The sequence below is a fragment of the Roseovarius gahaiensis genome, assembly GCF_011601345.1.
In the GTDB taxonomy this organism is placed as follows: Bacteria; Pseudomonadota; Alphaproteobacteria; order Rhodobacterales; family Rhodobacteraceae; genus Roseovarius; species Roseovarius gahaiensis.
Genome location: NZ_JAAORB010000044.1, coordinates 1 through 22,829 on the forward strand (window position 1 = coordinate 1; position 22,829 = coordinate 22,829).

25 protein-coding genes and 1 pseudogene are annotated in these 22,829 nt (G+C 60.1%); 15 read left to right on the top strand and 11 right to left on the bottom strand.

Annotated elements, in window-relative coordinates:
* The first annotated feature begins 522 nt into the window (after window positions 1–522).
* From HAT86_RS14740 to HAT86_RS14755, 4 genes and pseudogenes are all read left to right on the top strand, one after another.
* A complete protein-coding gene (locus HAT86_RS14740) occupies window positions 523–828 on the top strand; it encodes a hypothetical protein (RefSeq protein ID WP_167199511.1) in 306 nt (101 codons plus the stop codon).
* Window positions 829–905: 77 nt separating this feature from the next.
* Window positions 906–1,241, top strand: a pseudogene (locus tag HAT86_RS14745) (transposase); the annotation flags it as partial.
* Window positions 1,242–1,324: 83 nt separating this feature from the next.
* On the top strand, window positions 1,325–2,218 hold the full coding sequence (locus HAT86_RS14750; protein ID WP_167199514.1) for a tyrosine-type recombinase/integrase: 894 nt from the start codon (window positions 1,325–1,327) through the stop codon (window positions 2,216–2,218).
* A gap of 763 nt (window positions 2,219–2,981) precedes the next feature.
* Window positions 2,982–3,878: a LysR family transcriptional regulator gene (locus HAT86_RS14755; protein WP_167199519.1), complete on the top strand. Its 897-nt coding sequence runs from the start codon at window positions 2,982–2,984 to the stop codon at window positions 3,876–3,878.
* A 12-nt stretch (window positions 3,879–3,890) separates the two neighbouring features.
* Here the strand turns inward: HAT86_RS14755 and HAT86_RS14760 are convergent, their stop codons facing one another.
* From HAT86_RS14760 to speB, 7 genes are all read right to left on the bottom strand, one after another.
* Window positions 3,891–4,670 carry a carbon-nitrogen hydrolase family protein gene (locus tag HAT86_RS14760; protein ID WP_167199522.1) on the bottom strand — a complete coding sequence of 260 codons (780 nt, stop codon included), beginning with the start codon at window positions 4,668–4,670 and terminating at the stop codon, window positions 3,891–3,893.
* On the bottom strand, window positions 4,667–4,831 hold the full coding sequence (locus HAT86_RS14765) for a hypothetical protein (protein WP_167199525.1): 165 nt from the start codon (window positions 4,829–4,831) through the stop codon (window positions 4,667–4,669). The genes HAT86_RS14760 and HAT86_RS14765 overlap by 4 nt, the downstream gene beginning before the upstream one ends.
* Window positions 4,824–5,624: an ABC transporter permease gene (locus HAT86_RS14770; protein ID WP_167199528.1), complete on the bottom strand. Its 801-nt coding sequence runs from the start codon at window positions 5,622–5,624 to the stop codon at window positions 4,824–4,826. The genes HAT86_RS14765 and HAT86_RS14770 overlap by 8 nt, the downstream gene beginning before the upstream one ends.
* Window positions 5,621–6,475 carry an ABC transporter permease gene (locus HAT86_RS14775; protein ID WP_167199531.1) on the bottom strand — a complete coding sequence of 285 codons (855 nt, stop codon included), beginning with the start codon at window positions 6,473–6,475 and terminating at the stop codon, window positions 5,621–5,623. Before HAT86_RS14775 ends, HAT86_RS14770 begins: the two co-directional genes overlap by 4 nt.
* Complete coding sequence (locus HAT86_RS14780; RefSeq protein WP_167199533.1) at window positions 6,472–7,518, bottom strand: ABC transporter ATP-binding protein; 1,047 nt, start codon at window positions 7,516–7,518, stop codon at window positions 6,472–6,474. Before HAT86_RS14780 ends, HAT86_RS14775 begins: the two co-directional genes overlap by 4 nt.
* 61 nt (window positions 7,519–7,579) lie before the next feature.
* Window positions 7,580–8,650, bottom strand: coding sequence for an ABC transporter substrate-binding protein (locus tag HAT86_RS14785; protein WP_167199537.1), 1,071 nt, complete (start codon window positions 8,648–8,650; stop codon window positions 7,580–7,582).
* A 17-nt stretch (window positions 8,651–8,667) separates the two neighbouring features.
* On the bottom strand, window positions 8,668–9,627 hold the full coding sequence (gene speB / locus HAT86_RS14790) for an agmatinase (RefSeq protein WP_167199540.1): 960 nt from the start codon (window positions 9,625–9,627) through the stop codon (window positions 8,668–8,670).
* Window positions 9,628–10,628: 1,001 nt separating this feature from the next.
* On the opposite strand from speB, the gene HAT86_RS14795 reads away from it, so the two are divergent.
* Window positions 10,629–10,946, top strand: a complete 318-nt coding sequence (locus HAT86_RS14795; RefSeq protein WP_167199544.1) for an HPF/RaiA family ribosome-associated protein — start codon at window positions 10,629–10,631, stop codon at window positions 10,944–10,946.
* A 489-nt stretch (window positions 10,947–11,435) separates the two neighbouring features.
* Window positions 11,436–13,115, top strand: coding sequence for a BCCT family transporter (locus tag HAT86_RS14800; protein WP_167199547.1), 1,680 nt, complete (start codon window positions 11,436–11,438; stop codon window positions 13,113–13,115).
* A 221-nt stretch (window positions 13,116–13,336) separates the two neighbouring features.
* Here HAT86_RS14800 and HAT86_RS16915 read toward each other — a convergent pair whose 3' ends face one another.
* The gene (locus HAT86_RS16915) at window positions 13,337–13,573 is read right to left on the bottom strand and encodes a hypothetical protein (RefSeq protein ID WP_231125925.1); all 237 of its coding nucleotides are present in this window, start codon (window positions 13,571–13,573) and stop codon (window positions 13,337–13,339) included.
* Between the two features lie 146 nt (window positions 13,574–13,719).
* Between HAT86_RS16915 and HAT86_RS14810 the strand changes: the two genes are divergently transcribed.
* Window positions 13,720–14,454 (top strand): Crp/Fnr family transcriptional regulator, encoded by a 735-nt coding sequence (locus tag HAT86_RS14810; protein ID WP_167199555.1) that lies wholly within the window; start codon window positions 13,720–13,722, stop codon window positions 14,452–14,454.
* Window positions 14,455–14,510: 56 nt separating this feature from the next.
* Here HAT86_RS14810 and HAT86_RS14815 read toward each other — a convergent pair whose 3' ends face one another.
* The 3 genes from HAT86_RS14815 to HAT86_RS14825 all read right to left on the bottom strand — a co-directional run bounded on the left by HAT86_RS14815 (window position 14,511) and on the right by HAT86_RS14825 (window position 15,748).
* The gene (locus tag HAT86_RS14815) at window positions 14,511–14,699 is read right to left on the bottom strand and encodes a hypothetical protein (RefSeq protein ID WP_167199558.1); all 189 of its coding nucleotides are present in this window, start codon (window positions 14,697–14,699) and stop codon (window positions 14,511–14,513) included.
* 213 nt (window positions 14,700–14,912) lie between these two features.
* Window positions 14,913–15,326 (bottom strand): hypothetical protein, encoded by a 414-nt coding sequence (locus tag HAT86_RS14820; protein ID WP_231125923.1) that lies wholly within the window; start codon window positions 15,324–15,326, stop codon window positions 14,913–14,915.
* On the bottom strand, window positions 15,323–15,748 hold the full coding sequence (locus tag HAT86_RS14825) for a hypothetical protein (RefSeq protein ID WP_167199561.1): 426 nt from the start codon (window positions 15,746–15,748) through the stop codon (window positions 15,323–15,325). The genes HAT86_RS14820 and HAT86_RS14825 overlap by 4 nt, the downstream gene beginning before the upstream one ends.
* 271 nt (window positions 15,749–16,019) lie before the next feature.
* Here HAT86_RS14825 and HAT86_RS14830 point away from each other — a divergent pair, with 271 nt between their 5' ends.
* From HAT86_RS14830 to HAT86_RS14865, 8 genes are all read left to right on the top strand, one after another.
* Complete coding sequence (locus tag HAT86_RS14830; RefSeq protein ID WP_231125924.1) at window positions 16,020–16,334, top strand: hypothetical protein; 315 nt, start codon at window positions 16,020–16,022, stop codon at window positions 16,332–16,334.
* Window positions 16,331–16,675 (top strand): hypothetical protein, encoded by a 345-nt coding sequence (locus HAT86_RS14835; protein ID WP_167199564.1) that lies wholly within the window; start codon window positions 16,331–16,333, stop codon window positions 16,673–16,675. The genes HAT86_RS14830 and HAT86_RS14835 overlap by 4 nt, the downstream gene beginning before the upstream one ends.
* 109 nt (window positions 16,676–16,784) lie before the next feature.
* Complete coding sequence (gene hflK, locus HAT86_RS14840; RefSeq protein WP_167199566.1) at window positions 16,785–17,852, top strand: FtsH protease activity modulator HflK; 1,068 nt, start codon at window positions 16,785–16,787, stop codon at window positions 17,850–17,852.
* Complete coding sequence (gene hflC, locus HAT86_RS14845) at window positions 17,849–18,937, top strand: protease modulator HflC (protein WP_167199569.1); 1,089 nt, start codon at window positions 17,849–17,851, stop codon at window positions 18,935–18,937. The genes hflK and hflC overlap by 4 nt, the downstream gene beginning before the upstream one ends.
* Before the next feature lie 93 nt (window positions 18,938–19,030).
* Window positions 19,031–19,510, top strand: coding sequence for a hypothetical protein (locus tag HAT86_RS14850; protein ID WP_167199572.1), 480 nt, complete (start codon window positions 19,031–19,033; stop codon window positions 19,508–19,510).
* 200 nt (window positions 19,511–19,710) lie between these two features.
* The gene (locus HAT86_RS14855) at window positions 19,711–20,514 is read left to right on the top strand and encodes a hypothetical protein (RefSeq protein WP_331272562.1); all 804 of its coding nucleotides are present in this window, start codon (window positions 19,711–19,713) and stop codon (window positions 20,512–20,514) included.
* An 89-nt stretch (window positions 20,515–20,603) separates the two neighbouring features.
* Complete coding sequence (locus HAT86_RS14860; RefSeq protein ID WP_167199575.1) at window positions 20,604–21,761, top strand: DUF1611 domain-containing protein; 1,158 nt, start codon at window positions 20,604–20,606, stop codon at window positions 21,759–21,761.
* Window positions 21,758–22,786 (top strand): alanine/ornithine racemase family PLP-dependent enzyme, encoded by a 1,029-nt coding sequence (locus HAT86_RS14865; protein ID WP_167199578.1) that lies wholly within the window; start codon window positions 21,758–21,760, stop codon window positions 22,784–22,786. The genes HAT86_RS14860 and HAT86_RS14865 overlap by 4 nt, the downstream gene beginning before the upstream one ends.
* Window positions 22,787–22,829 lie beyond the last annotated feature (43 nt).

The following is a 22,829-nucleotide window of genomic DNA, read 5'->3' on the forward strand; positions in this document are numbered from 1 at the left end:
ACGAGGATCAGCATCTCGGCGACGGTCATTGTGGAGATGCCATGCGACTTCATCAGCTCGGGTGCTTTCTCCCGGACCAGTCGGTCAAGTTCTTGGTCGTGCGACTGGATTTCTTCATGCAGAGCAAGCCAGCGTCGTGCAATCGCTCGCATGGCTGTTTTGGCGGATGTCCCTCAAGGATCAAGGCTTCTTCATGGATCCAGGCATAATGCTTGCGGCAGGTGAATTCCGTATCGCCGAGACGGGCGGAAACCGTCTGCCAGTCGCCGGGGTTGTTCGCGACAAGGATCGATGCCTGGGGCACCCATTCGCCGCGAGAGTGTAGAAATGTTGCTAACCGCTCTGAACAAGAACGGCATGTCATTTTGGAACGATGGTCACGTGGTGGGAATATCCATGAGGTCAAAGTCGCAGGATCAAGAATTCTTCAACATCGCCAAGAGGATCTCTGAGGAATAGAAAAGGCCGCTCAGTCGTGATCCACGCCGTCACTCACCCAACGTAATAATTGAGGAATAGCAATTGACTGGCTTCCTGCTGACACTCGATCGGCTCAAGGCGCTAAAACAGCAAGCGCTGATGTCGATTCCGCATGCCAAAGCCGCGCATCGAACAGAAATTGTCGCAAGATTCCTGGGCTGGCGGACGTATGCTTCGCTTCTGTACGACCTCAGGTCAGAAGGGAGATTCATAGCTGACTTCGACACCGGTGGCGCTATCGACTTCAGTCGACAGATCGGCGTCGATCTGGAAGAGGAGGACCTCGACGAGTTAGCGGAGCGGCTCCAGGACGAATTCGGATCTGAGGCTGATTACAGCCGATATTGACTGTCGATGCAGCTATTCCCTCAGGCATCGCCCTGTGTTTGCATTGACGACATGCACTTTTCGTTGCGTGAGCGACGCTGTGCGATAATCGTCCAGGCAAGAACACCGTCCACCGGCTTGACGGGCCGTTCCGGCAGTTGGTCTTTGGGCGGTTGGCGGGCTACGAGGATGTCAAAGATGCCGACCGTCTCGCCCTCGATCCCGTCATGCGCCAGGTCGTGGGTGGCCGGGCTGTTAACGCACAGGCGGCCTCGGCTTCCCAGATGGGGCGGTTTGAGACCGAGACGCTTGCCTTGGCCGAGAACCGGGCGGCGCTGGCCGATCTGAACGGGCAGTGGATCGACCGGTTTCATGGCCGCAACGGGCTGAAGTATCTCGTGCTGGACATGGACAGCTCCTTGAGCCCCACCAATACCGCAAAAAATTCGTAGAAATCGCTTCGCCTTTCGCGTGATTGGCCAACCTTCCTTGCACACGCTGTCGAAGGAGGTGCGATTTGTCAACAAAGCAACCTTGGGAACCATATTGGTCGGAGAAACGCGGTGCTTGGGTCATCGATTTTCGGGTGAACGGACACCGCATCAGACGGCGTTTGCCGATCCATGAAAAAGGCCTCGTGGATGTGGCAAAAGCCAGTGCGAAGAATATCTACGCCGAAGCATGGCGGTCGCAGAGCATGGAGCCGGGCCCTAAGAAACGGCCGACCTTCGCTGAGGCGGCTGGCCTCTACATCGATGCCGGTGGAGAAGCCCGATTTCTACAACGTATCGTGAACTACTTTGGTCGGAAGCACCTATGTGACGAGATCGACGAACTGGTGATCGCCCGTGCCGCCAGAACGCTGTACCCGAACGCGAAGCCCGAGACAGTCAGGCGGCAACTTCGCGTGCCGATCAAGGCGGTTCTGAATTTCGCGGCCGGAAACCGCCGGGAAAAGCTGCCCGACACACGGCGAATGCGGTGGCTGTCGCCGGAAGAAGCAGAAAGACTGCTCGTGGCCGCCGCGAACCCTGCCGCGGCCAACCTTCGAGACCCAAATCTGGAAACCCTCCGCAAGATCGCGTTCATGCTCGGCACCGGCGCCGGACCCGGTGAGACAATGGGGCTGGACGCAAAGGATTGGAATCCCACGACGAGGGAATGGTGGTTGCCCGGAACAAAGACGGTCTATCGGGCTCGGTTTGTCCGTCTGCCATTGCGCTCCGTGGATCTGATCAGCCCGATCCCCGAAGAGGGGCCTGCCTTTCCGGCACCAAATGGAGAGCCCTACGTCTTCCGGAAAAACCGCGGTGGGCAGATGGCGGTCGCCTTCAGGAAGGTGCGGGAGGCCGCGGGCCTGGGGCCGGAGGTGGTGCCCTATTCATGCCGCCACACCTGGGCCACTTGGTAACAGGCGCAGACCAAGGACTGGGCGACGCTGCTCGACCAGGGGGGCTGGAATCGCGCCGATACCGCCAACAGATATCGAAAAATTGCCCCTGCCGATCTCGGTCACAGACTACTGTCACACGGCTGGGATTTCCGGGCCGACCCTGGCGAACCCGTGCGATTTGGAGAGCTTGTGTCGCTGCGCTTCGGCGGACATGCTTGAGTGCGGGAAAGGGTCCTTCCTGCTGGAAATGCGGTCGTTGGCAGTCGGCCCGCGCATGGCCGACCCACTCGAAGATTTCTGCCCGATCCGGGGGGTTTTCACTACACCCATATCGGGGTTTCGATTCTGCTGAGCTGGCGGCTTCGCAAGTCAAAGGTCATCTTCGCCAGCCTCGTGGCCAAGCGTTCCGGCGCGTCCATGACATCGAATGGTGCGCAGCCGCTCATAAAGTATTCTCACCGGTAGCGGAGCGTGCAGGTATGGACGATGGCACGCCGCCCGCGACAACCACGACGGCAGCTACCTCGAAATCTTCAGAACCCTGCTCGTCTCAGGCCCCGCGCCAACACGGTTTGCCGACACCACGACTCTACCACACAATCATTGACCGGGACATTTGCCCCGCTGCCTCTTCCGAATGGAATGATCCTGAAGAACCGACTCATCAAGTCCGCGATGTCGGATTCGCTCGGCGACGGCCAGGCAGGTAGTGGAAGGGTATCCATTCTCTCCTCCAACTATTGGCTTGTTAAGTGCACGGCTTGTTTGGTTCTATGTGAGGATGAAAATCACCGGAACCGAACTGCATCTCCTTAATGTATTCAACAGCGTCGTTCGAAACAGCGGCATGTCTGCGGCCCAGGTCGAGCTTGGCCTCAGTCAACCTACGATATCCAATCACATCACCGCCTTGGAAGAGCGGCTCGGGGTAAAGCTTTGCCAACGCGGGCGGCGCGGATTTCTGTTGACGGAAAAAGGCCGGATCGTACATGAGATGAGCCAATCGCTGCTCGCCACGATGGCCGCCCACGAGAGCAAACTGGCCGAACTGCGAGGCAGCCTCGTCGGGCACATCAAGATCGCCGCCGTCGATTGCCTTATCAGTGATCCGGAATTCCGCCTTCCAGAGGCAATCAAGGCCTTCGTCGAAGCCGCTCCGGCGGTTCGCGTCGAACTGACGGTCGAGCGTCCCCAAGACATCCTGAGCGGCATACTCGACGGGAGCTTCGACTTGGGGATAGGCGGATTCGATAACCTGGTTAGTGGGTTGGACTACCAAATCATCTACCACGAACGCCACGCGCTCTACTGTGGTTCCCCACACGTTCTGTTCGATCAGCTGGACAACAGCCTCACAGGTTGCGATTACACCGGGTTCGCCTGGGCTCATCGCCGCTACTGGAGCAGGCGGCGTCAGCGCGGTTGGGACCTCTCGGAAAAGGACACCTTCGTTCAGGAGATTGAGGCGCAGATGGCGCTGGTTCTGAGCGGCGCATTCCTGGGATTGTTGCCGGAGCATGCGGCACACCCCCATGTAAAGGCCGGAAATTTGCGCCGATTGCCCTTTGTCGACCCTAATCTTGACGTGCCTATAAATATCGTGAGCCGGAAAGGCCCGCGGCCCGCCACGATCGACCTTTTCCGCAAGGAGATCCTGTCTCTCTACTGGTGCAAATAAGACCCTGCCCTGTCAGCCGTTCCTGAACCGTTCGAGGTCTTCCAGATAGCTGTTATCGGCGCGCTCGTGCTGCAGGAGCCCGGGATCGAGATCGGCCAGAAGAAGCTTCGGCGCCGTTTCGGCGGACGCCAGGCTTTCTCCATTGGGCCCGCTGATCGAGGACAGGCCGACGAAATCGAGCCCGTGTTCCGCGCCAGTGCGGTTCGCGTATCCAAGGAAGATCTGGTTCTCCATCGATCTGACGGGCACAAGTTGGCGCGCAATGCGCTGGTGCGGTGACATGAGCGCGGTCGGCACAACTACAAGATCGGTGCCGGCCTGGGCCTCTTCGCGGACAAGCTCGGGGAATTCGACATCATAACAGATCAGAACGCCGACGCTCAGGCCGTCAATCTCAAAGCGCGTGGGGTGGCTGCCGGGCACGAAGGTTTCTTTTTCCCAGTCTCCGAACAACAGGCGCTTGTAGTAGCGCCCCAGCTCTTCACCGGCCGAGGAAAAGGCTATGGCCGCGTTGCGCGTCCCTTCAGCAGATAGCACATGCGCACCCATCACGACCGGCACGGCCTTCTCGGCTGCAATTCGGCCAACGGCAACCAGCGCCTCCTCGACATCGGCCAGATCATCGGTTTTCAGCTCGGGGATATAGTAACCTGTCAGATAGCCCTCCGGGAACACCACGAGACTCGCGCCCGCTTCGACGGCATCCGCAAGAACACGCTCCACCTCCTGCAAGGTAGCCACCCGGTTGTCTGGCACGCCCTCTCCCTGCCACAAACCCAATCTCAACATCATCCTCTCTCCTTGTTCGTGAAGTCGAGCCCCAGCCCGCAGGCCCCCATCAAGACAAGGTAGTCGCCCTTAGCGGGCCGCGGCACCGGAACCCGGTTCAGGCGAAACGGCTTGACTGACGCGTTGCACAGCGCGGCCAGCATGATGTCGGGAAGCTCAGTCATTCCCCACCCTTTCAGCCCCGAGAAGGCGCGGGAGATTTCCAAAGCGCCCGATCAGACCGAATGTCAGCGCGGCGAGGCCAACGAAGATCACCGAGACCACGCCCATGATGGGCGTGTAGCCATAACGCAGGGAGTTGAAGATTTTGATAGGCAGGGTCTCCACGGTAAAACCGGCCACCATGTAGGCGATGATGTACTCGTTCAGCGACAGCACGAAGGCAAAGGCATAGCCCGAGATCATGTAGGGCGTCAGGAGCGGCAGGATCACGGTCCGCAGCACCTGTCCGCGCCGGGCGCCCATGGTCCGCGCCGCCTCGATCAGCGACGAGTCCACCGAGGCCAGGCCGAGGCTGATCGTGACCACCGGCAGGGTAACGAGGAACACGCCGTGCGAAATGATCGTGGCGGTCATCTGGCCATACATGCCGATCGAGATCCAGAAGACCAGGAAGCCGAGGGCCGAGATCACCGGCGGCAGCAGGAACGGGGCCACGCCCAGCACGTAGAGCGCCCGACTGAGCCAGTTGGCCCGCGACCATGCGTGCAGCGCCAAGGGCAACGCGACGGCGACGGCCAGCAGGCTGGAGGCCGCGGCGATGACGAGCGAGTTGCGCAGCGGGATCAGCCAGTCCGAATTGCGGAAAAGCTCCACGTACCATTTCAGCGAGAGATCCTGCGGGGGAAAGAGCAGGCTTTGCTGGCCGTTCAGGGAGACCCCGGCCACAACCACGATCGGCGCGGCCAGCAACAGCAGGATGACGACGACATAGCTCACTTGCAGGCGGCGCGTCATGCTCCGCCCCCCTTGTCGCGGCCGAGAAGCAGGGACAGCCCGACCATCGCCAGCGAGACCAGCAGCAGAAAGACAGCCATCGCGGCGGCAAAGGGCAGGTTCGACTGGAAGATCGCTTGGTCAGTGATGTGCACCGACAGCGTCCAGTGCTGCGGCTGGCCCAGAACCTGCGGCAAGAGGTAGATGCCCAGAGTGAACACGAAGACAAGGATCAGCGCGCCCATCATCGGTTTGCGTAGCATGGGCACCGTGATCGTCCTGAAGGCCTGGAACGGGCTGGCGCCCATCATCCGGGCAGCTTCGCCCAGTTCCGGGTCGAGCCTCGAGACCGGCGGGTAGAGGACGAGCACCGAGTAGGGCAGTGCGAGATAGCACATGCCGGCCATCAGCGCGAAGAGGCTGGGCGTATAGGCCCGCGACTCCTCGGTGACTCCCAGAGCGGCGAACAGGTTCCCGATGCCAGCCGTCTTCGACAGGAGAGTCGACAGCGAGAACCCGATGATGACCTCCGACAGCGACAGCACCGACAGCAGGATCACCAGGACCAGCGTCTGCCCCCGCTTATTCATCCGCGCAAGGCCGAGGGTGAACGGAAAGGCCAGAAGAACGCAGATCACCGCCGCACCCACCGATATCAGGACCGAGGTGAGCAGAATGCGTCCGAAGAAAACCGAGAAGAAGCGCATGTAGCTGTCGAACTCGAACCCCGGCTCGTAGAAGCCGCCCTGCACCCGATGCGCCACGCTGACCGTGAGCATGATGGCGAAGGGCACAAGGAAGAACACCACCAGCCAGGCCGCCGGTAAGAACGGTAGCCAGCCGGGCGTGGGTTTCTGCCGCAACCCGCTCATGCCGGGAACACCACGCGCTTGCCCGGTGCAAAGCTCACGCCGACCTCGTCGTCCAGCCGGATATCGGGCCGGGCGCTCGGCGCATAGAGCGCGGTGATTTCATGGCCGTCCCGGTCGAGCACGAACTGGATGCTTTCGCCGAGATCGCGGATGAAGATGACCTTTGCCGTGGGCCCGGTGCCCTGCGCCTCGGTCCGCACATCTTCGGGCCGCACCGAGAGCATCAGGCCGCTGCCGGGATCGCCCTTGATCCGGTCCTCCGCGTCGGCCTCGAACCGGTGGCCGAAGACCTCGATGCTGCGATCGTCGTTAAGCGTGCAGGGCAGCAGGTTCGAGGTGCCGATGAACCCCGCGACGAAGGCGTTGGCGGGATCGCGGTAGATCTCCATCGGCGAGCCAATCTGCTGAACCCGCCCTTCGTTCATCACGATCACCATGTCGGCCATGGTCAGAGCCTCTTTTTGATCGTGGGTCACGACGATGGTCGTCACGCCGAGCCGTTGCTGTAGCTGGCGCAGCTCGACCTGCATGTGCTCGCGCAGGTTGGCATCGAGCGCCGAGAGCGGCTCGTCCAGCAGGAACACCTTGGGGTCGATGGTAAGACCCCGCGCAATGGCCACGCGCTGCCGCTGGCCGCCGGACAGCTGGTGCACGCGCCGGTCGCCGAGACCGGAGAGTTGCACGAGATCCAGCAGTTCCTCGACCCGCGCCCGCACATCCGCCTTGGGCCGCCCGCGGATCGTGAGCGGATAGGCGATGTTCTCGGCCACGCTCAGATGCGGAAACAGCGCGAGCGACTGGAACACCATGCCGAATTCGCGCTCCTCCGACGGGACGTTGGTCTGGTCCTCACCCGCGACTATTACCTGCCCTTGGCTGGGCACTTCGAGTCCCGCGAGCAGGCGCAACAGGGTGGTCTTGCCGCAGCCTGACGGACCCAGAAGGCAGACGAAGGTGCCGTCCGGGATATCGAGGGTGACGTCTTCCACCGCCGTCATGCGCCCGAAGCGCTTGGTGATGCTGCGCAGCGACAGCTCTGTCATTGGGGTATCCCTGTATTCTTGGCCGGCCCGCACGCGGCAGGCCGACCGGGGGCCACGTGCGTCAGCCCGTGACGATCTCAGACCATTTCTGGTTCACCCAGTCGGCCTTGTCCACGTAGAGCTCATAGCGCGGCAGGATTGGCGGTAGATCCGAAGACACGGCGGCGAATTCCTCGTCTGTCAGATCCGTCATGTCGCGGGGGATCGTCGGAGCGGTTCCTACGAACCGCGAGAGCTTCGACTGAATTTCGGGCTGCGACATGTAGTCGATGAAGACTTGGCTGGCCTCCAGCGCATCCGAAGCTTTCGATACCACCCAAGAGCCCGAGTCGAGCACCGCACCCTCCTTTGGGAAGGTCGAGCGGACCGGCTTTCCGTCGGCTGCGGCTAAGCCCGTCACGTCGTGGTAATACTGCCCCATCGGAATTTCGCCAGTTTCCAGCGCCTGCTGGAACTGGCCCTCGTCTCGATACCACAGGCGAACGTTCGGCTTGACCTCGGCCAGCTTGTTCATCACCTCCAGCACGCCCTCCTCGGTTGCGAGAATATCGGTGCCGCCGAAATGGGTGGTCGCGGTGATCTCCAGCAGGAAGGAGTTCGAGGCCAGCGCCAGCAGGCCCAGGCTGTTCTCGTTGGCCGGGTCCCACAGCGCCGCCCAGCTTTCCGGCGCCTCCGGGTAAACGTCCGTGTTGGTCACCAGCGCGATGTACCAGGCCACGGCGCCGGTGCCGTAGAAACGCCCGTCTTCATAGGCATGGACGAAGTGCTCGGGCAGGTTGTCCACGTTGGTCATCGCGCCGCGGTCCAGTTCGGCCCAGAGCCCCGCACGTTCGCCGCGGATACGGGCGACCTGCGCCATCATCGAGACGTCTGCCGGCGCCTGTCCGGCGCGGGCGGCCTGCTGAAGCTGAACCAGCCACGCCTCGCCGGTCGGCTCGGCGATGGAATCGACCTCGATTCCGGTGGCGGCAGTGAAATCCGGGTAGATGTGCTTCTTGAAACTTTCCTCGAAATACCCGCCATAGGTGCCCACCTTGAGGGACGTCCCCTGCGCCCGCGCGATGGTGGGTGCCGCAAGCGTTCCCAGCGCGAGCGCGCTGGCCGAAGCAATGAATTCGCGTCTTTTCATCATTTTCAGTCTCCCTGAGGTTAAGGTCTTGTTGTGCTCTGCGGCACGTTGGGCAGGACGCAGAGCATTTCGTATAGCAGATTCGCCGCGATCAGTGCCGTGTTGCCGGAGGGATCATAGGGTGGCGACACCTCGACCAGGTCGCAGCCCAAGATATTGAGCCCCGCGCATCCCCGCACGATCTCCAGCGCCTGCCAGGTGGACAGGCCACCGGGCTCCACCGTGCCCGTTCCCGGCGCGAAAGCCGGATCGAGGCTGTCGATGTCGAAGGAGATATACACCGGCATATCCTGCACGGTATCGCGTACTTGTTGCATCAACGGGGCCATGGACCGGTACCAGTACTCCTCGGCCTGCACCACCGTCCAGCCCTGCGTGCGGCTCCAGTTGAAGTCGTCGCGCGAATACCCGGTGCCACGCAAACCGATCTGAAAAACCCTGTCATTGTCCAGGCAGCCATCTTCCCACGCCCGGCGGAAAGGGCACCCGTGCGCAACCTTCTCTCCGAACATCGCCTCGTTGATATCGGCATGGGCATCCACATGGATCAGCGCCACGGGGCCGTGGGCATTCTTCATCGCCCTCAGAATCGGCCATGTCAGCGTATGGTCTCCGCCCAGCGTCAGCGGGATCGCACCGGCCGACAGGATTTCGTCGTAATGAGCCTCGATAATTCCGACGGAGGATTTCAGATCGAAGGTGTTTATCGGCACATCGCCGATATCGGCGACCTGAAGGTGATCGAAGGGCGTGGCACCGGTGGCCATGTTGTACGGTCGCAGCATTCGGCTTTCATCGCGGATCTGGCGCGGGCCGAGTCGCGTGCCGGGACGGTTCGAGGTCCCAATATCCATCGGGATGCCGACAAAACATGCATCGAGCCCCTTCGCGGTCTCCTGAGCCGGTAGCCGCATCATAGTCGCGGGTCCGCCGGAACGCGGCATGTCATTGCCGCCAAGAGGTTGGTTCAAACTGCGCATCCTGAACTCCTATCCAGCGGATATCACCCAATTCCAACCTTCGAAATTACCGGAGTTCTGCGCGGTTGGAATACCAGTGTATGAACGAATACATTTGTTTATCCAAATGTATTCTGTTCACTGACAGATGAAACTGACCCCGTTATCGGGGTTATCAGCGTCTGAAAGCGACTACCTGATATGCCTGTTCAGATGCTCCTTCGAAGAGTGGAAAAACAGATCGGGGAAGTGGGTCATGGAGACGATGGCGCAAATCAGGCGGGCGTATCTCCGCCATCGAAAATCGATTATGATCATTCTCAACGTCGACATTCCCTGCCTGAACCTCCGATACTCGGAGGTCCACGGTCCTGTCAGGGTCACCGTAAGTTTTCGGACCTTGCGCTTCGTGACAGGCACTTTCTGGTGTGGAGGCGCCTGACCCAACCTCAGTCCTCTGAAGTTACTCCAAAGGCTCCACAAGGTGCCGACAGCTCCCGTTCTCCTGGGACCGTCGCCCGCGCCTGCCGTCGTCGCGCCTCCAAAAGTCTTTCGATTCGTCAAGAAACGAATCTCGGGTGCTCAATGGCCAAGGGTTCAAACCATCGTCCTGCAATCTGTTTCCTGGAAGATGCAGTGCAGCCACTTCATGACGCTTGTAACTGGTGATTCCAAGACCTGGCCCGCTCCCATCGTTGCCCCGCTCGGAGTTCCTGATGGAAACTATCAGATGACGGCACTCAGCCCCGAAGCGGACGTGGTCAGCCGCTCGCTTTGCTGGCGCAGCGCTCGCAGGGGGCGGGAAGCGGAAATTCGCTGCCGGTGCGGTGCTTTCATTCGGTTTTGGTGGGAGCAGACATTCAGGTGGCAGAAAGTCAGGTTATGCTCTGCACCGCCACATGACCGTTGCGAGTCCAAGCGCAAAGTGTGCTCCGTTTGGTATTGGGCTGGCTTGGCTATCATAACCTTGTAAAAAGGTACTTAACCGCATATCGTCGGACTGTACAAAGAGGAGATCTGACGTGCAATTCCAGCTCAACACCGACAGCCACATTCAGGGTGATGAGCGTCTGGCGCAAATAGCTGAATCTAATGCCACCAGTGCTTTGGGTCATCTCACTGATCGCCTGTCTCGTATTGAGGTGCATCTGGTCGATGTGAATGGGGCCAAGGGCGGGGCGGATGATATTCAATGTACGATCGAGGCGCGACCCGAAGGAATGCAGCCGCAGACCGTAACCCATAGCGACAATGACGTCGAAGCGGCATTGCGTGGGGCCGGGAAGAAACTGCGCGCGCTGCTGGACAACGAGTTCGGCAAGCTCGACAAGCGTCGCTGATCCGCACGACGTCCGGCCCTGCTTCGGCACGGCCCCCTGCATATACGCAATTCTGTTTGCCCATCTGGGCTGAACGATTTCCATCGCTCGAAGCGAACTGAAGCCACGTTTGGCTCAACCGCCGGAACTGTCCCGGCCACGTCAAGCAGGGTTATCCCGCCAATTTGCCGGGCGTTCAGCCCACGCGGTAGCGGCGTGGGCGATCATGTTGGCGAAGCGATAGCGTTCCCGAGAAAAGTCCCATCAATTCGGCCAAATGACCATATCGAGCCGCAAGTCATCCGTTCTGTGACGAGGCGGAGGGTCGCTTATCTCTTGGGTGTTCGACAGGTTTCGGTACGCCAGTTAGGTTGTCAATCAAAGCGTTTCACGAAAAACCTGAAACGCAGATTCTCACCAAACGCAGCGCTGCATCCAATCGTTGCACGTGCTCCGCCTTTAGCTGATGTCTCAGGTTAATGGCGGAACGCCATTGAAAAGGAGAAACGGATGGGCCTGCCTGTCAGTTCGACAACGATACTTGGTGATGTCGGTGCCGTTTTTCGCGTTTCAGTTGCGATCATTGTGATCTTCGTAATGGCCGCTGCGATCGCGCCCGCAACGATGGAGAGTACGGCGCGGGCAGTGCTGCACGCGACAGCGGTGAACGTCGGCTGGATGTACCTGTTGGTCATGACAGGATTTGTCTTTTTCGTGCTGTTTCTTGGCCTGTCGCGGATAGGCACCATAAGATTGGGGGCCCCGGACGAGCGGCCTGAATTCTCATTTCAAAGCTGGCTTGCAATGATCTTTTCGGGCGGTATGGGCGTTGGCCTCGTCTTTTGGGGCGTGGCCGAGCCGATGATGCATTTCGACGCCCCTCCGCTCGGCACCGGGCTGCCGCGCACAGCCGAAGCAGCACAAACCGGCATGCTTTATGCCTTCTTCCACTGGGGGCTGCACCAGTGGGCGACTTTTGCGCTGGTGGGGCTCGCCCTTGCCTATGTCCGGTTTCGCCACGAAAGCCATGGCTTGATAAGCGAAACCTTCCGCCCGCTCTTGGGGCCCCGCGCGGATGGCGGCTGGGGCAAGGCGATTGACGTGCTGACGGTCGTCTCAACGGTCTTCGGCGTGGCCACGACACTGGGGCTTGGTGCATTGCAGATCAACAGCGGTGTCTCACAGCTGACCGGCATCCCCTACGGCTTTCCGGCGCAACTGGTGATCCTCGCTGTTATCGGCATCCTCTTCACGCTCTCGGCGATGACCCCTCTGGACCGTGGCGTACGGCTATTGAGCAATGCCAACATGATGCTTGCGGCGGCGCTTCTTGCCGCGGTACTGCTGTTTGGGCCGACATCCTTTATCTTCGGGGTCTTTACCCAAACCCTGGGCGAATACCTGGGCAACGTCATACAGATGAGCCTCGTCACCTCGCCATATTCGGATGGCGCGTGGGTTGAGCAATGGACCATGTTTTACTGGGCCTGGGGGCTCAGCTGGGCGCCGTTTGTCGGGAGCTTCATCGCCCGGATCTCGCGCGGGCGCACCATCCGCGAATTTGTCCTGGGCGTGATGATCGTGCCGGTGGCGCTGAGCATGCTGTGGTTTTCAACTTTCGGCGGGGCGGCCATCCAGTTCGAGATCTTCGAGAACGCCGGTATCGCCGACGCCGTTGCGGCTGAGGTTCCTGCCGGGCTCTACGCCCTGCTTGACCAATTGCCTGCCAGCGGGGTGCTGACTGTCGCATCCATCGCGCTTGTCGGCATGTTCCTTGTGACCTCGGCCGACTCGGCCACTTTCGTGCTTGGCATGTTCACATCAAAGGGCGTGCTTAACCCGACACGCGCAGTGCGGGTGCTTTGGGGCTCCTTACAGATGATTTTGGTTGTGGTGCTGCTACTGGCCGGTGGTCTGGAGAGCCTGCGGACCGTTTCGATCATCGCGGCATTCCCATTCATGCTTCTGATGATCCTGCTCGCGGTCTCGCTTTACCGTGACCTGTCGCAGGAGATCGCGGCCCGCGATGAAAAAGCACGACTTCTCGAGCAGCGGATCGAACGCCTGCTGCTGCGGGAGTCCGAACGCGAGAAGGCCGAGAAAGCCGAGGCCGAAGTTCATCCGACCGTCCCTGAAAATGGGCAGGCCGACGACGCTCCTCATAAACGGGGCGGCAGCGCCAGTTCATGAGCGCAACCATCACCGCGCATGTTTCTTGCAATGGTTACTTGCTGTTTGTTCCTATATTTACCGGTGCCTTGTCCTTGCGGGAGTCTGCTGTTACCACAGCCTTTTTCTTGGGCTTCTTCGGTTTTTTCGCTTCCCGGTTGCCGTGTCTTTTTTCATGTCTGGACATCTGTTTGCCTCCAAATTTCCGTGGGTTGCGGACTGGACCCGCTGCCTTTGAAATTTTACGATCTTCGAACCGAGTTCCCGCCGACGATGATCCCATTGATCAAATCCGCCACGGCCTGATGCTTTTCCGGTTCGCCTGCGCTCGCGACGGCATTCTCATGGGTCGCCGCGGCGTCGCGAAGAAGGCCAAGAATTCCGCTCTCGGAGAGAAGGCCACCATCATTCATGGCAAGCAGGAGTGCCTCGCAGATGGACAGCGCCGCCTGGCCTGCTGGTTCGCATGTCTTGGACATCGGATTTTCCCTTTTTGCATCGTGAACCAGCCTGGTGAGGTCCAGAACCATCGTTACTTCTGGCAGGAAATGTACTATGCTGGACTGATCCAGAGCAGCATCGGGGCCAGTTTCCGCTCTTGGATTGCAAAACGTCTGGACTCCCAATGACCTCCGCCGAGCATAGCCCTCTGACCCGCAAGCTTGCGGCCTTTGTCGCCCTGACGGAGGCTGAGCTGGCTGTGCTTGAACGGCTGCACCAGCGGCGCCGTTCCTTCGTCGCGGGGCACGACATGGTGCATCAGGGGCAGTCCGCTCAGGCTGCGTATATTCTGTCAGCGGGCTGGGTCTCGTCCTACAAGCTACAGGCCGACGGGACGCGCCAGATCGTGGATTTTCAAATACCGGGGGATTTTCTGGGGTTGCGCAGCGTTCTCTTGCGCACCTCGGACCACAGTTTCGAGCCCATCGTAGATATTGAGGCGGCCGAAGTTCTGACGAGTGACCTTCTTGCGGCGTTCGCGCAGACGCCCCGCCTGGCGACAGCAATTCTTTGGGCGGTGTCAAGGGATGAGGCGATGGTGGTCGAGCATCTCGTGGGGGTCGGCCGGCGTGATGCACTCGCCCGCATGGCACATTTTCTGCTGGAGTTGGGATCAAGACTTGCGCTGGTGGGAATGGGCAGCAAGCATGGCTTCGACTGTCCGTTGACGCAGTATCACCTCGCCGATACGCTGGGATTGAGCGCGGTCCATGTGAACCGCGTTCTGCGGCAGCTTCGTGAAAAAGGGCTGGTGACCTTTCGGGATGGACATGTGACGGTTCACGACTATGAGGGGCTGGCGGAGCTGGCCGAATTCGATCCAGCATATCTGGATCAGACCGGGCCGCTTCTCAAGTGAGATGGCCGCCCTCCGCAAAGCGAGGGGCGGCCGAAATTCGCATCAGGTGCCGGATGTCACGAAAGCTTCGCAGTTGCTGCGTCGAGTTCCTTGTTGGTCTCGGCCTCGTTCTTGGCGGTGTGCGCCGTCTCGGCAGCCTGGTAGTGCTTCAGTGCCGCGTCTTTCTTCGGACCAGCCGGCGCCTTATCCCACGCGGCCTTCACGGAGGTCATCTTTTCGGCGGTCTTGTTCTGTTCGGGTGTCATTGGTGTTGTCCTTTCCTGGACGTTCCGAGAATAAGAAGCGTGAGGACATGCCGGTCATTCGGGAACGTCACACCCACACGCTTCTCGGATACTCGAAATAAATGCACCACCAAATATTCGGTGAGCACGTATTAGTTAGCCTATGTTGGTGGCACACTGTACTGACGCAGGCTAGTCCCGGCGCCTGCGGTAGCTCGAATGACACCTTCGCGCTTAGACCACCATGGTTTGCTGATGCGAAATCCTCAGCCATTTGTCGTCATCTTTGAGGTACGTTGAGGCGCAGAGTGCCTTGTAGATTGGCACGTCTGGCTTCTCAGCGGAGACCCGGTAAGTGAGAATGGCGAACTCACCGCAGCGCATCACTCTGCGTTCCGCCATGACGACGGACCGCCAGCCGGTTCTCTCGCGAAGGTGGGGCCAGATCTGGTCGCCTTGGAGGATACCGGCGGGATAGGGGAAGACCATGACGGCATTGGTCGCTGTCGTCGCCTGCGCATTGTCGGCGCCACTGGTCCAGAAATGGTCCTCCATGTCCCAGAGGACCTCCCGTTCGCGTGGTGACAGCGCCCCGGATTTATGGGCCGCATGGCCCGGTGTCCGGGCGGTCTGAGTGGGAAAAGTCATTCGCCCGCCCCCGTTCCGCCAATCATGAAGATTTGAAACAGTAGAAAGATGATCGTGAGCATCGCCCAGATCACGCCGTTTTTTCCCGGGCGGCCATCGGCCGCTGTCGAGGCCACTCGCTTCAGACTACCTGACGTCCGGCTTTCGGGAAGCAGTTGGCTCAGATCTTGTGCAACCCTCCGGTGATCGCTTGTGAGCTTGGGAACATCCCGAAATCGGGCAAGCAGTGTTTCCAACCGCGATCTGGCGGCGTCGCGCCCCAGCGTGACAAGTTCAGCGGCCTCTTGCCAAGGGTCGAGACCGAGCCGTGCAAGCGTGGAAAGGACCGTCACTACGGATCCGTTCCGGTCCTCGCCGACAGATGCATAAAGGAATCGTTCGAATTCGGGCGGGTGCGGGTTGAGAACATTGGGGTTGGCCATGGCCAATCCTTTCCTTGGTTACAGGAACGCGGATCGTCCCTTTTCCCCAAGGTTACGCGTGTGTCGGTCCCCGTGCCCTTACACAGGTCAGTGCTGACGACTGGCCCCCGGGCTATTTTAACCAGCGCGGCCTTCGGCGCTAACCTGTGTCAGCGCGCGTCGAAAGCGCCTTGGGTACAAGACAACAGATCGTTCAACTGGTCAGCCTCTGAAACCATGGGGCCGAAACCGGGGATGGACGACAGATCTCCCAAAATCGCGGGGGCCGGAAATGACCATGCGGTCGACCAGAACGGCGGCGACGTTTTCGAAGCCGTTCACCTTGTCGGGATACCCCGGCGAATTGCCCGCGGGCGACTATGAAATTCTTGTCGAAGAGGAGCGTCTCCAGGGGCTGACCTTCGAGACCTACCGACGAACGGCGACGTACCTGAAAGTGCACGGCAACGGCGCTAATGCGGGACGAACCGAACTTCGGCTGACAACCGAGAGCGACCTGAAAAAGGCGTTAGGCCGGGATCAGGCCGCCAACGAAACGAACTCTCACACCGACGCGGCACTTTCCCCGCAGGAGGATAGATCATGAACACTCTCGAATGGCTCAAACCCGGCATCTATGGCGCGCTGATAGGCGCGGCCTTCGTCAGCGTCGTCGGATTTTCATGGGGCGGCTGGGTGACCGGCGGCACCGCGAATGACCGGGTGATGACGATGTCCCGCAACGATGTCGTGGCGTCCATGGTCCCTGTCTGCCTCGATATGGCGCAGTCCGATCCGGCGCGGGCGGACAAGCTGGAAACGATCCGGGCCGCCGCGACCTATCAGCGGCGCGACGCTCTCATGAGAGCCGGCTGGGCGACAGTCCCCGGGACCGATGCTCCGAACAGGGATATCGCGCAAGCCTGCCTGAAGGAACTGGATCTCTAAGGGGCTGCTGGTCAGAGCCGTCCGAATGATGGCGCAAATCGCGTAACGCCGTGGAACGCGCGCGCCATACCCCCCCCAAAAACGCCACAATCTAAGAGAGGACCTTTCAATGCCGTCTGATGAGAATGGATCTGGAGACCGTGGACCATGGAAAAACAGGCAGTCCCGCGCGCCCCCTGAGGTTGATGCAATTCTTCGAAAGGGCCGGGATCGGTTGCAGGGCCTCTTGCCGGACGGCCCGCCGCCGGTGAGGCGTTTGGCGATCGGGGCTGTCATCGCGCTTGCGGCGTTTGGGGCTTGGTCCTCCTGGTACACGGTGCCCAGCGATTCCGTTGCAATTGTCCAGCGGTTCGGGAAATATACGACCGAGATCCCACCGGGGCTGCATTTCAAGATTCCGTTCGGGATCGATGTGACCACGCTGGTTCCGGTCAAGCGCCAGCTCAAACAGGAGTTTGGCTTTACAACGCCGGGCGCCACGGACCCCTACCAGAGCCCGACAGACGGACGCCTTGAGACCGAGATGGTAACGGGTGACCTCAACGCGGCACTTGTGGAATGGGTGGTGCAGTACCGGATTTCCGAACCCCGGAAATTCCTGTTCGAGGTGCGCGAGCCGAGCGCGACCCTGCGCTACGTGTCGGAATCCGTCATGCGCGAGGTCGTGGGTGACCGCACGGTCGACGAGGTTATCACCGTCGGGCGCCAAGAAATCGAAAGCGAAGCCCTGCTAAAGATGCAGGCGCTCGCGACCAAATACGCCATGGGCATCAGCATCGATCAGGTACAGCTCAAGAACATCAATCCGCCCCAGCCCGTTCAGGCCTCGTTCAACGAGGTCAATCAGGCCCAGCAGGAGAAAGAGCGGATCATCAACGAGGCGCGGCGCGCCTACAACCGGGTTATTCCGCTGGCTGAGGGTGAAAAGGACCAGCGCATCCGCGAAGCCGATGGCTATCGCCTGCGGCGGATCAACGAGGCTGAGGGCGACGCCGCCCGCTTCACGGCGCTTCTGACGGAATATCGTCAGGCTCCCGAGGTGACGCGGCGCCGGATCTATATTGAAACCCTGCAGGATGTTCTGCCGGGCATTGGCTCCAAGATCATCGTCGACGGGTCCACGGCAAGCATCCTGCCGCTGTTGAACCTTGATCGACAAACAGGAGAGAGCCCATGAAGACCATTTCCAGCATTATCGCCGGGGTCGCGGTCGCGGCGGTCATTACTGTGTCGTCCGCCATCTACACGGTCGGCGAGGTTGAGCAGGCTATCATCACCCAGTTCGGCAAGCCGGTGGGCACACCGATCACCGAGGCGGGTCTCAAGGTGAAGCTGCCCTTTATTCAGACGGTCAACCGAATTGATCGCCGGGTGCTGGAGTGGGATGGCTCGCCCTCGGATATGCCAACCAAGGACAAGCTTTATATCTCTGTCGATCTTTTCGCGCGCTGGCAGATCACCGACCCGCTGCAATACTTCCTGCGCCTGCGCGACGAGCGCAGCGCGCAGTCGCGCCTCGACGATATCCTCGGCAGCGAGACCCGGAATGCCGTCGCTAAGCACGAACTCATCGAGATCATTCGGACGACCAAGGGGCGGACGCCGCTGCGCGACAATCTTCTTACGGATCAGGAGCTTGCGCAGGACATCGGCGCCCTGGTGCCCATCACCAAGGGGCGGGCGCTGGTCGAAGAGCAGATCTTCGCGGCGGCTGCCGAGAAGGTGCGGGTCTTCGGGATCGAGCTTCTCGATATCCGCTTCAAGCGCATAAACTACAATGAAAGCGTGCGGCCCAAGATTTATGACCGCATGATCTCGGAGCGGCGACAGATCGCCGAACGCTTCCTTTCCGAAGGCAACGGCGAAGCGGCCCGTATTCAAGGCAACAGGGTGCGCGATCTCAACAAGATCCAGTCCGAGGCCTATCGCGCCGTCGAGGAAATCCGCGGCGTCGCAGATGCGGCCGCGGCTGATATCTATGCGGGCGCTTACAATGTCGATGCCGCATCCGTGGAATTCTTCGAGTTCACCCGAACCATGCAAGCCTATGGCGACATGATTTCCGACGACACGACGCTTGTCCTGACGACGGACAGTGACCTGTTCAGGTTTCTTCGCGGAATGCAGACAGAGGCGCTATCCGTCCGTGATCCAGCCTCGGACACGGGTGATGGCGGTTTAGCGTCAACGTATGTTGACCCAAACCAGTCAGATATCGCGGCACCAATCGCGAAGCGGACCAAAGTGGGCGCAGCACAATAGTGGCATGCTCTTGGGTCGCGACCATGAATCACGGGAAAGCCGAAGAACAAGATGTCCAAAGCCGAAGCGCCAAAGTGTGAAAGGGTATAAGCTATGCCGTCAGTCAAAGATCATCAGAAGACAAAGGCTGAGACGACCGATCTCGAGCGGCGGGTGCTGGCTCATGAACGGATTTTGCAGGCCTTGATCGCCTACATGGCCCGCACGGAGCCGCGGTTCATCGACCACCTTCGAGAGCGGTTTGTGGAACCAATGCGCATGGTCAAGCATGAACACGACCACCGCGAAACCGACGATTACGCCGAAGAATTCATCCGCGCCGTGATGCTCCTTGGAGACGTGCGCGCACCCCAGGCAAAGGAGCCCGACATGACCGACAAGCAACCCGTGTCGCCGAAAATCAGAGGAGAAAGGGAGTCTTACATGGGTCGGGCTGCGCAGCGATGTGGTGTTCAGGTGCGGGAAAGAAACGGCATCTGGGAGGTGACGGCCGATGGCAAGTTTCACGGTGACTACCATCAAAAAGAACATGCCCTTGCGGCTGCGGCCTTGGTCAAGTTGTCAATACGATGACCTGTAGCACCCACCCGACAATCCCGCAGGACTTTGCGATCCAGGTGGCCGAGAACGAAGGCATGCCGCCGAGGCCGAAACCCAGCAACTTCTCCTCACAACCGGCCGCACGCGCCAGACGGCTGACCGGAACGCGCAAGCTCGGACCGTCGAAGGCGCACTCTGCGGCTGATGGTTTCTGCTCGGGAAAGGAAACCCCGGTGAGACCCGCTGGTAAGCCAAAGTGCCATCCGCTCGCGCGCGCCTTCTCAACGCTGGCCATCGTGGCCGGTCTGGTCGCGTCTTTCGCCTTCCCCGCGTTTGCGCAGGATGCCACGGCCCCGATGCCCGCACATGCGCAACCCAAGAGCTATGGTGAGGGATGGGAATGTGATCGTGGGTATCGGCGCGAGGCTGACAAGTGCCTTGCGGTCATCGTTCCTGAAAACGCCTTTGCGACGAACCGAACCTATGGCACAGGCTGGGAATGCCTACACGGGTTTCAGGAGGTCGATGATGCGGCCTGTATCAAGGTCGTCGTTCCCGATGGTGGATATCTTGATCCATCAGGCAAGAGCTGGAGCTGCCTTCGCGGATACACGGAGATAGAAGACCTCTGCGCAGAGGTCGTGTTGCCGTCAAACGCATATCTGTCGGACGAGGTCTATGGTTCTGACTGGTTGTGTGATCGGGGTTACGAGGTCAAGGGCGATACATGCGCCGCAATCGCGGTTCCGGAAAACGCCTTCCTGAATGAAAAGACGCATGGACAGCCATGGACCTGCGCACGGGGATACTTCGAGAGCAACGCCCAGTGCGAAACCATTGCCGTTCCCGAAAACGCCTTCCTTGACGACGCAAGCTATGGGTCAGGGTGGACGTGTGAACGGGGCTTTGCCGCCTCCGGTGATGGGTGCACGGTGATTGATCTTCCCGACAATGCGCATCTCGACAGGTCGGGGACCCGGTGGGAATGCCACGATAATTTTCAGCGATCGCAGGGACGGTGCGTCTTGAACGAATAACGCAGGCGGTCTGGATTGAAACAGGGCTTTTCGGCGCAAATGCGTCACGCGATCGCCCGACACGAAGCCATCTTGGAAAAGGAAATATCATGAAGCCGATCAATGAAGAAATACTCGAGACACGGTTATCAACCATGGGGCCCCAAGCCCCGCCCGACGTGGCCGTACCCACAGCGGTTGTCTACTGTGAAGGCAACTTCGGACAGATAGACGGCAAGACCGCAAATGGGCTTGTCCGTCACTCACAGGCGTACCGTATTGTATCGGTCATCGACGGCAAACTTGAAGGGTGCGACAGTGGGCAGGTCTTGGACAATGCGCGCAATGGCATTCCCGTCGTTGAAGATCTCGAGGCTGCGGTTGTGCGTGAAGCCCTTATCCCCGACACGTTCATTTACGGTGTGGCCCCCTCGACCGGCAAGCTGTCGTCCGCGGATCGCGAGATCGTGCTGGATGCAATCGCCTACGGCATGAACATCGTCAGCGGTTTGCACGAATACCTTGGCGACGACCCGGAAATCTCGGCGGCGGCTGAAGCGGCCAAGGTAACGATCCGCGATATCCGCAGACCGCGACGAGCCAAAGACATGCGGCTGTTCGACGGAAGCGCGTCCAAGGTCAAGGCAATCCGCATCGCCGTCATGGGAACAGATTGCGCCATCGGCAAGCGCACGACGGCGACCGTCTTGACCAAAGCGTTGAACGCAATTGGCATCAGGACGGTGCTTGTCGGCACCGGCCAGACCGGCCTGATGCAGGGCGCGAAATACGGTATTGCGATGGATGCCGTTCCTCCGCAATTCTGCTGTGGCGAACTCGAACGCATGATCGTCGCGGCGTGGCAAGTGGAAGAGCCAGATGTCATCGTGATCGAAGGGCAAGGCGCGCTCAGTCATCCGGCCTTTTGCACATCGGCCTTCATCCTGCGCGGGAGCCAGCCACACGCCGTCATTCTTCAGTACGCGCCCAAGCGGGTCCACCGCTGCGACTTTCCAAACATGCCAATGCCCGCGCCCGAAGACGAAATCACGCTAATCGAAGCCTTTGCCGCCACGCGGGTCATCGGCATCACGATCAATCACGAGGGGATGGTGGACACTGACTTGGAGCATGAAATGAAACGCCTCTCGCGCGACACAGGTATGCTGGTGACGGACGCGTTAACCCGACCGGAGGTATATCTGACCGACATGGTTCTGGCCGCGTTCCCACAATTCAGGTCGACCGCTCTCGCGGTCGCCGAATGACCGCGCCACGTGTCGAGATTGATCTTGGCAAGATACGGGCAAACGCGCGTTCGCTCGTCCGTCGTCTCGGCGTCCGTGGAATCACCGTCACCGGGGTGACCAAGGCCGTGTGTGGTCATCCCGATGTTGCACGGGCCATGCTCGACGGCGGTGTTGTCGGTCTGGCTGACGCGCGCATCAGGAACATTGTTAGGATGCGGATGGCAGGGATCTTGTGCCCGATTTCGATGATCCGCGCCCCGATGACTGGCGAGATGGAAGACGTCATCCGATACTGTGACGCAAGCTATAACTCCGAGATGGAAACGATCCGAAAGCTCGGCGCAGCCGCACGGAAACAGGGCGCAACGCAGGATGTCATCCTGATGGTCGAAATGGGCGACATGCGCGAAGGTGTCATGCCCGAAGACCTTGATGACTTTGCCGCCCGGGTCGTCGAAACACCGGGCGTGGCCCTCAAAGGTATCGCTGCAAATTTCGGCTGCATGGGTAACCTGACCCCGACGGCCGGCGATATGGCGACGCTCTCGCGATTGGCCGATCAGGTGGAAGGCGCCTGCGGCCCTTTTGTCGCTGTGGTTTCAGGCGGTGGTTCAGCTAATTTGGCGTGGGCGCTTGACAAAGGCCCAAGCGGGCGGGTCAACAACCTGCGCCTTGGCGAGGCGATCCTGTTGGGCATTGATCCGGCGACAGGACGGGCCATAGATGGGCTTCATACGGACGCCTTCGCCCTTTTTGCCGAGGTGATCGAGACACGCCTCAAACTGGGCGCAATGGTTGCGAAGGATGGTCAGAGACCTCGTTCGATCCTCGCCGTCGGGTGGCAGGACACGGACGCAAACGGTCTTAGGTTTCCCCACGGGGTCCGGTTTATCGGTGCCACGAGTGATCACACTGTAGTTGACACAAGCGGCTTCACCGCACCAGTCGGGTCCGAGATGCGGATAGGCCTGAGTTACAGCGCCCTCATGCGGGCGATGAGCGCCCCTGACTGTCAATGTGCATTCAAAACTGACCCGGTGTGATCATCCAAAAATGACCCACCCCGGAGGTGGCAAAGCCCACAGG

What these genes read in the sequence shown, in the direction of transcription:
- HAT86_RS14755 (WP_167199519.1), top strand. Translation starts at nt 2,982, where the DNA reads ATGAAAATCACCGGAACCGAACTGCATCTCCTTAATGTATTCAACAGC.
- HAT86_RS14760 (WP_167199522.1), bottom strand. Translation starts at nt 4,670, where the DNA reads ATGATGTTGAGATTGGGTTTGTGGCAGGGAGAGGGCGTGCCAGACAAC.
- HAT86_RS14765 (WP_167199525.1), bottom strand. Translation starts at nt 4,831, where the DNA reads ATGACTGAGCTTCCCGACATCATGCTGGCCGCGCTGTGCAACGCGTCA.
- HAT86_RS14770 (WP_167199528.1), bottom strand. Translation starts at nt 5,624, where the DNA reads ATGACGCGCCGCCTGCAAGTGAGCTATGTCGTCGTCATCCTGCTGTTG.
- HAT86_RS14775 (WP_167199531.1), bottom strand. Translation starts at nt 6,475, where the DNA reads ATGAGCGGGTTGCGGCAGAAACCCACGCCCGGCTGGCTACCGTTCTTA.
- HAT86_RS14780 (WP_167199533.1), bottom strand. Translation starts at nt 7,518, where the DNA reads ATGACAGAGCTGTCGCTGCGCAGCATCACCAAGCGCTTCGGGCGCATG.
- HAT86_RS14785 (WP_167199537.1), bottom strand. Translation starts at nt 8,650, where the DNA reads ATGATGAAAAGACGCGAATTCATTGCTTCGGCCAGCGCGCTCGCGCTG.
- speB (WP_167199540.1), bottom strand. Translation starts at nt 9,627, where the DNA reads ATGCGCAGTTTGAACCAACCTCTTGGCGGCAATGACATGCCGCGTTCC.
- HAT86_RS14800 (WP_167199547.1), top strand. Translation starts at nt 11,436, where the DNA reads ATGGGCCTGCCTGTCAGTTCGACAACGATACTTGGTGATGTCGGTGCC.
- HAT86_RS16915 (WP_231125925.1), bottom strand. Translation starts at nt 13,573, where the DNA reads ATGTCCAAGACATGCGAACCAGCAGGCCAGGCGGCGCTGTCCATCTGC.
- HAT86_RS14810 (WP_167199555.1), top strand. Translation starts at nt 13,720, where the DNA reads ATGACCTCCGCCGAGCATAGCCCTCTGACCCGCAAGCTTGCGGCCTTT.
- HAT86_RS14815 (WP_167199558.1), bottom strand. Translation starts at nt 14,699, where the DNA reads ATGACACCCGAACAGAACAAGACCGCCGAAAAGATGACCTCCGTGAAG.
- HAT86_RS14820 (WP_231125923.1), bottom strand. Translation starts at nt 15,326, where the DNA reads ATGACTTTTCCCACTCAGACCGCCCGGACACCGGGCCATGCGGCCCAT.
- HAT86_RS14825 (WP_167199561.1), bottom strand. Translation starts at nt 15,748, where the DNA reads ATGGCCAACCCCAATGTTCTCAACCCGCACCCGCCCGAATTCGAACGA.
- HAT86_RS14830 (WP_231125924.1), top strand. Translation starts at nt 16,020, where the DNA reads ATGACCATGCGGTCGACCAGAACGGCGGCGACGTTTTCGAAGCCGTTC.
- HAT86_RS14835 (WP_167199564.1), top strand. Translation starts at nt 16,331, where the DNA reads ATGAACACTCTCGAATGGCTCAAACCCGGCATCTATGGCGCGCTGATA.
- hflK (WP_167199566.1), top strand. Translation starts at nt 16,785, where the DNA reads ATGCCGTCTGATGAGAATGGATCTGGAGACCGTGGACCATGGAAAAAC.
- hflC (WP_167199569.1), top strand. Translation starts at nt 17,849, where the DNA reads ATGAAGACCATTTCCAGCATTATCGCCGGGGTCGCGGTCGCGGCGGTC.
- HAT86_RS14850 (WP_167199572.1), top strand. Translation starts at nt 19,031, where the DNA reads ATGCCGTCAGTCAAAGATCATCAGAAGACAAAGGCTGAGACGACCGAT.
- HAT86_RS14860 (WP_167199575.1), top strand. Translation starts at nt 20,604, where the DNA reads ATGAAGCCGATCAATGAAGAAATACTCGAGACACGGTTATCAACCATG.
- HAT86_RS14865 (WP_167199578.1), top strand. Translation starts at nt 21,758, where the DNA reads ATGACCGCGCCACGTGTCGAGATTGATCTTGGCAAGATACGGGCAAAC.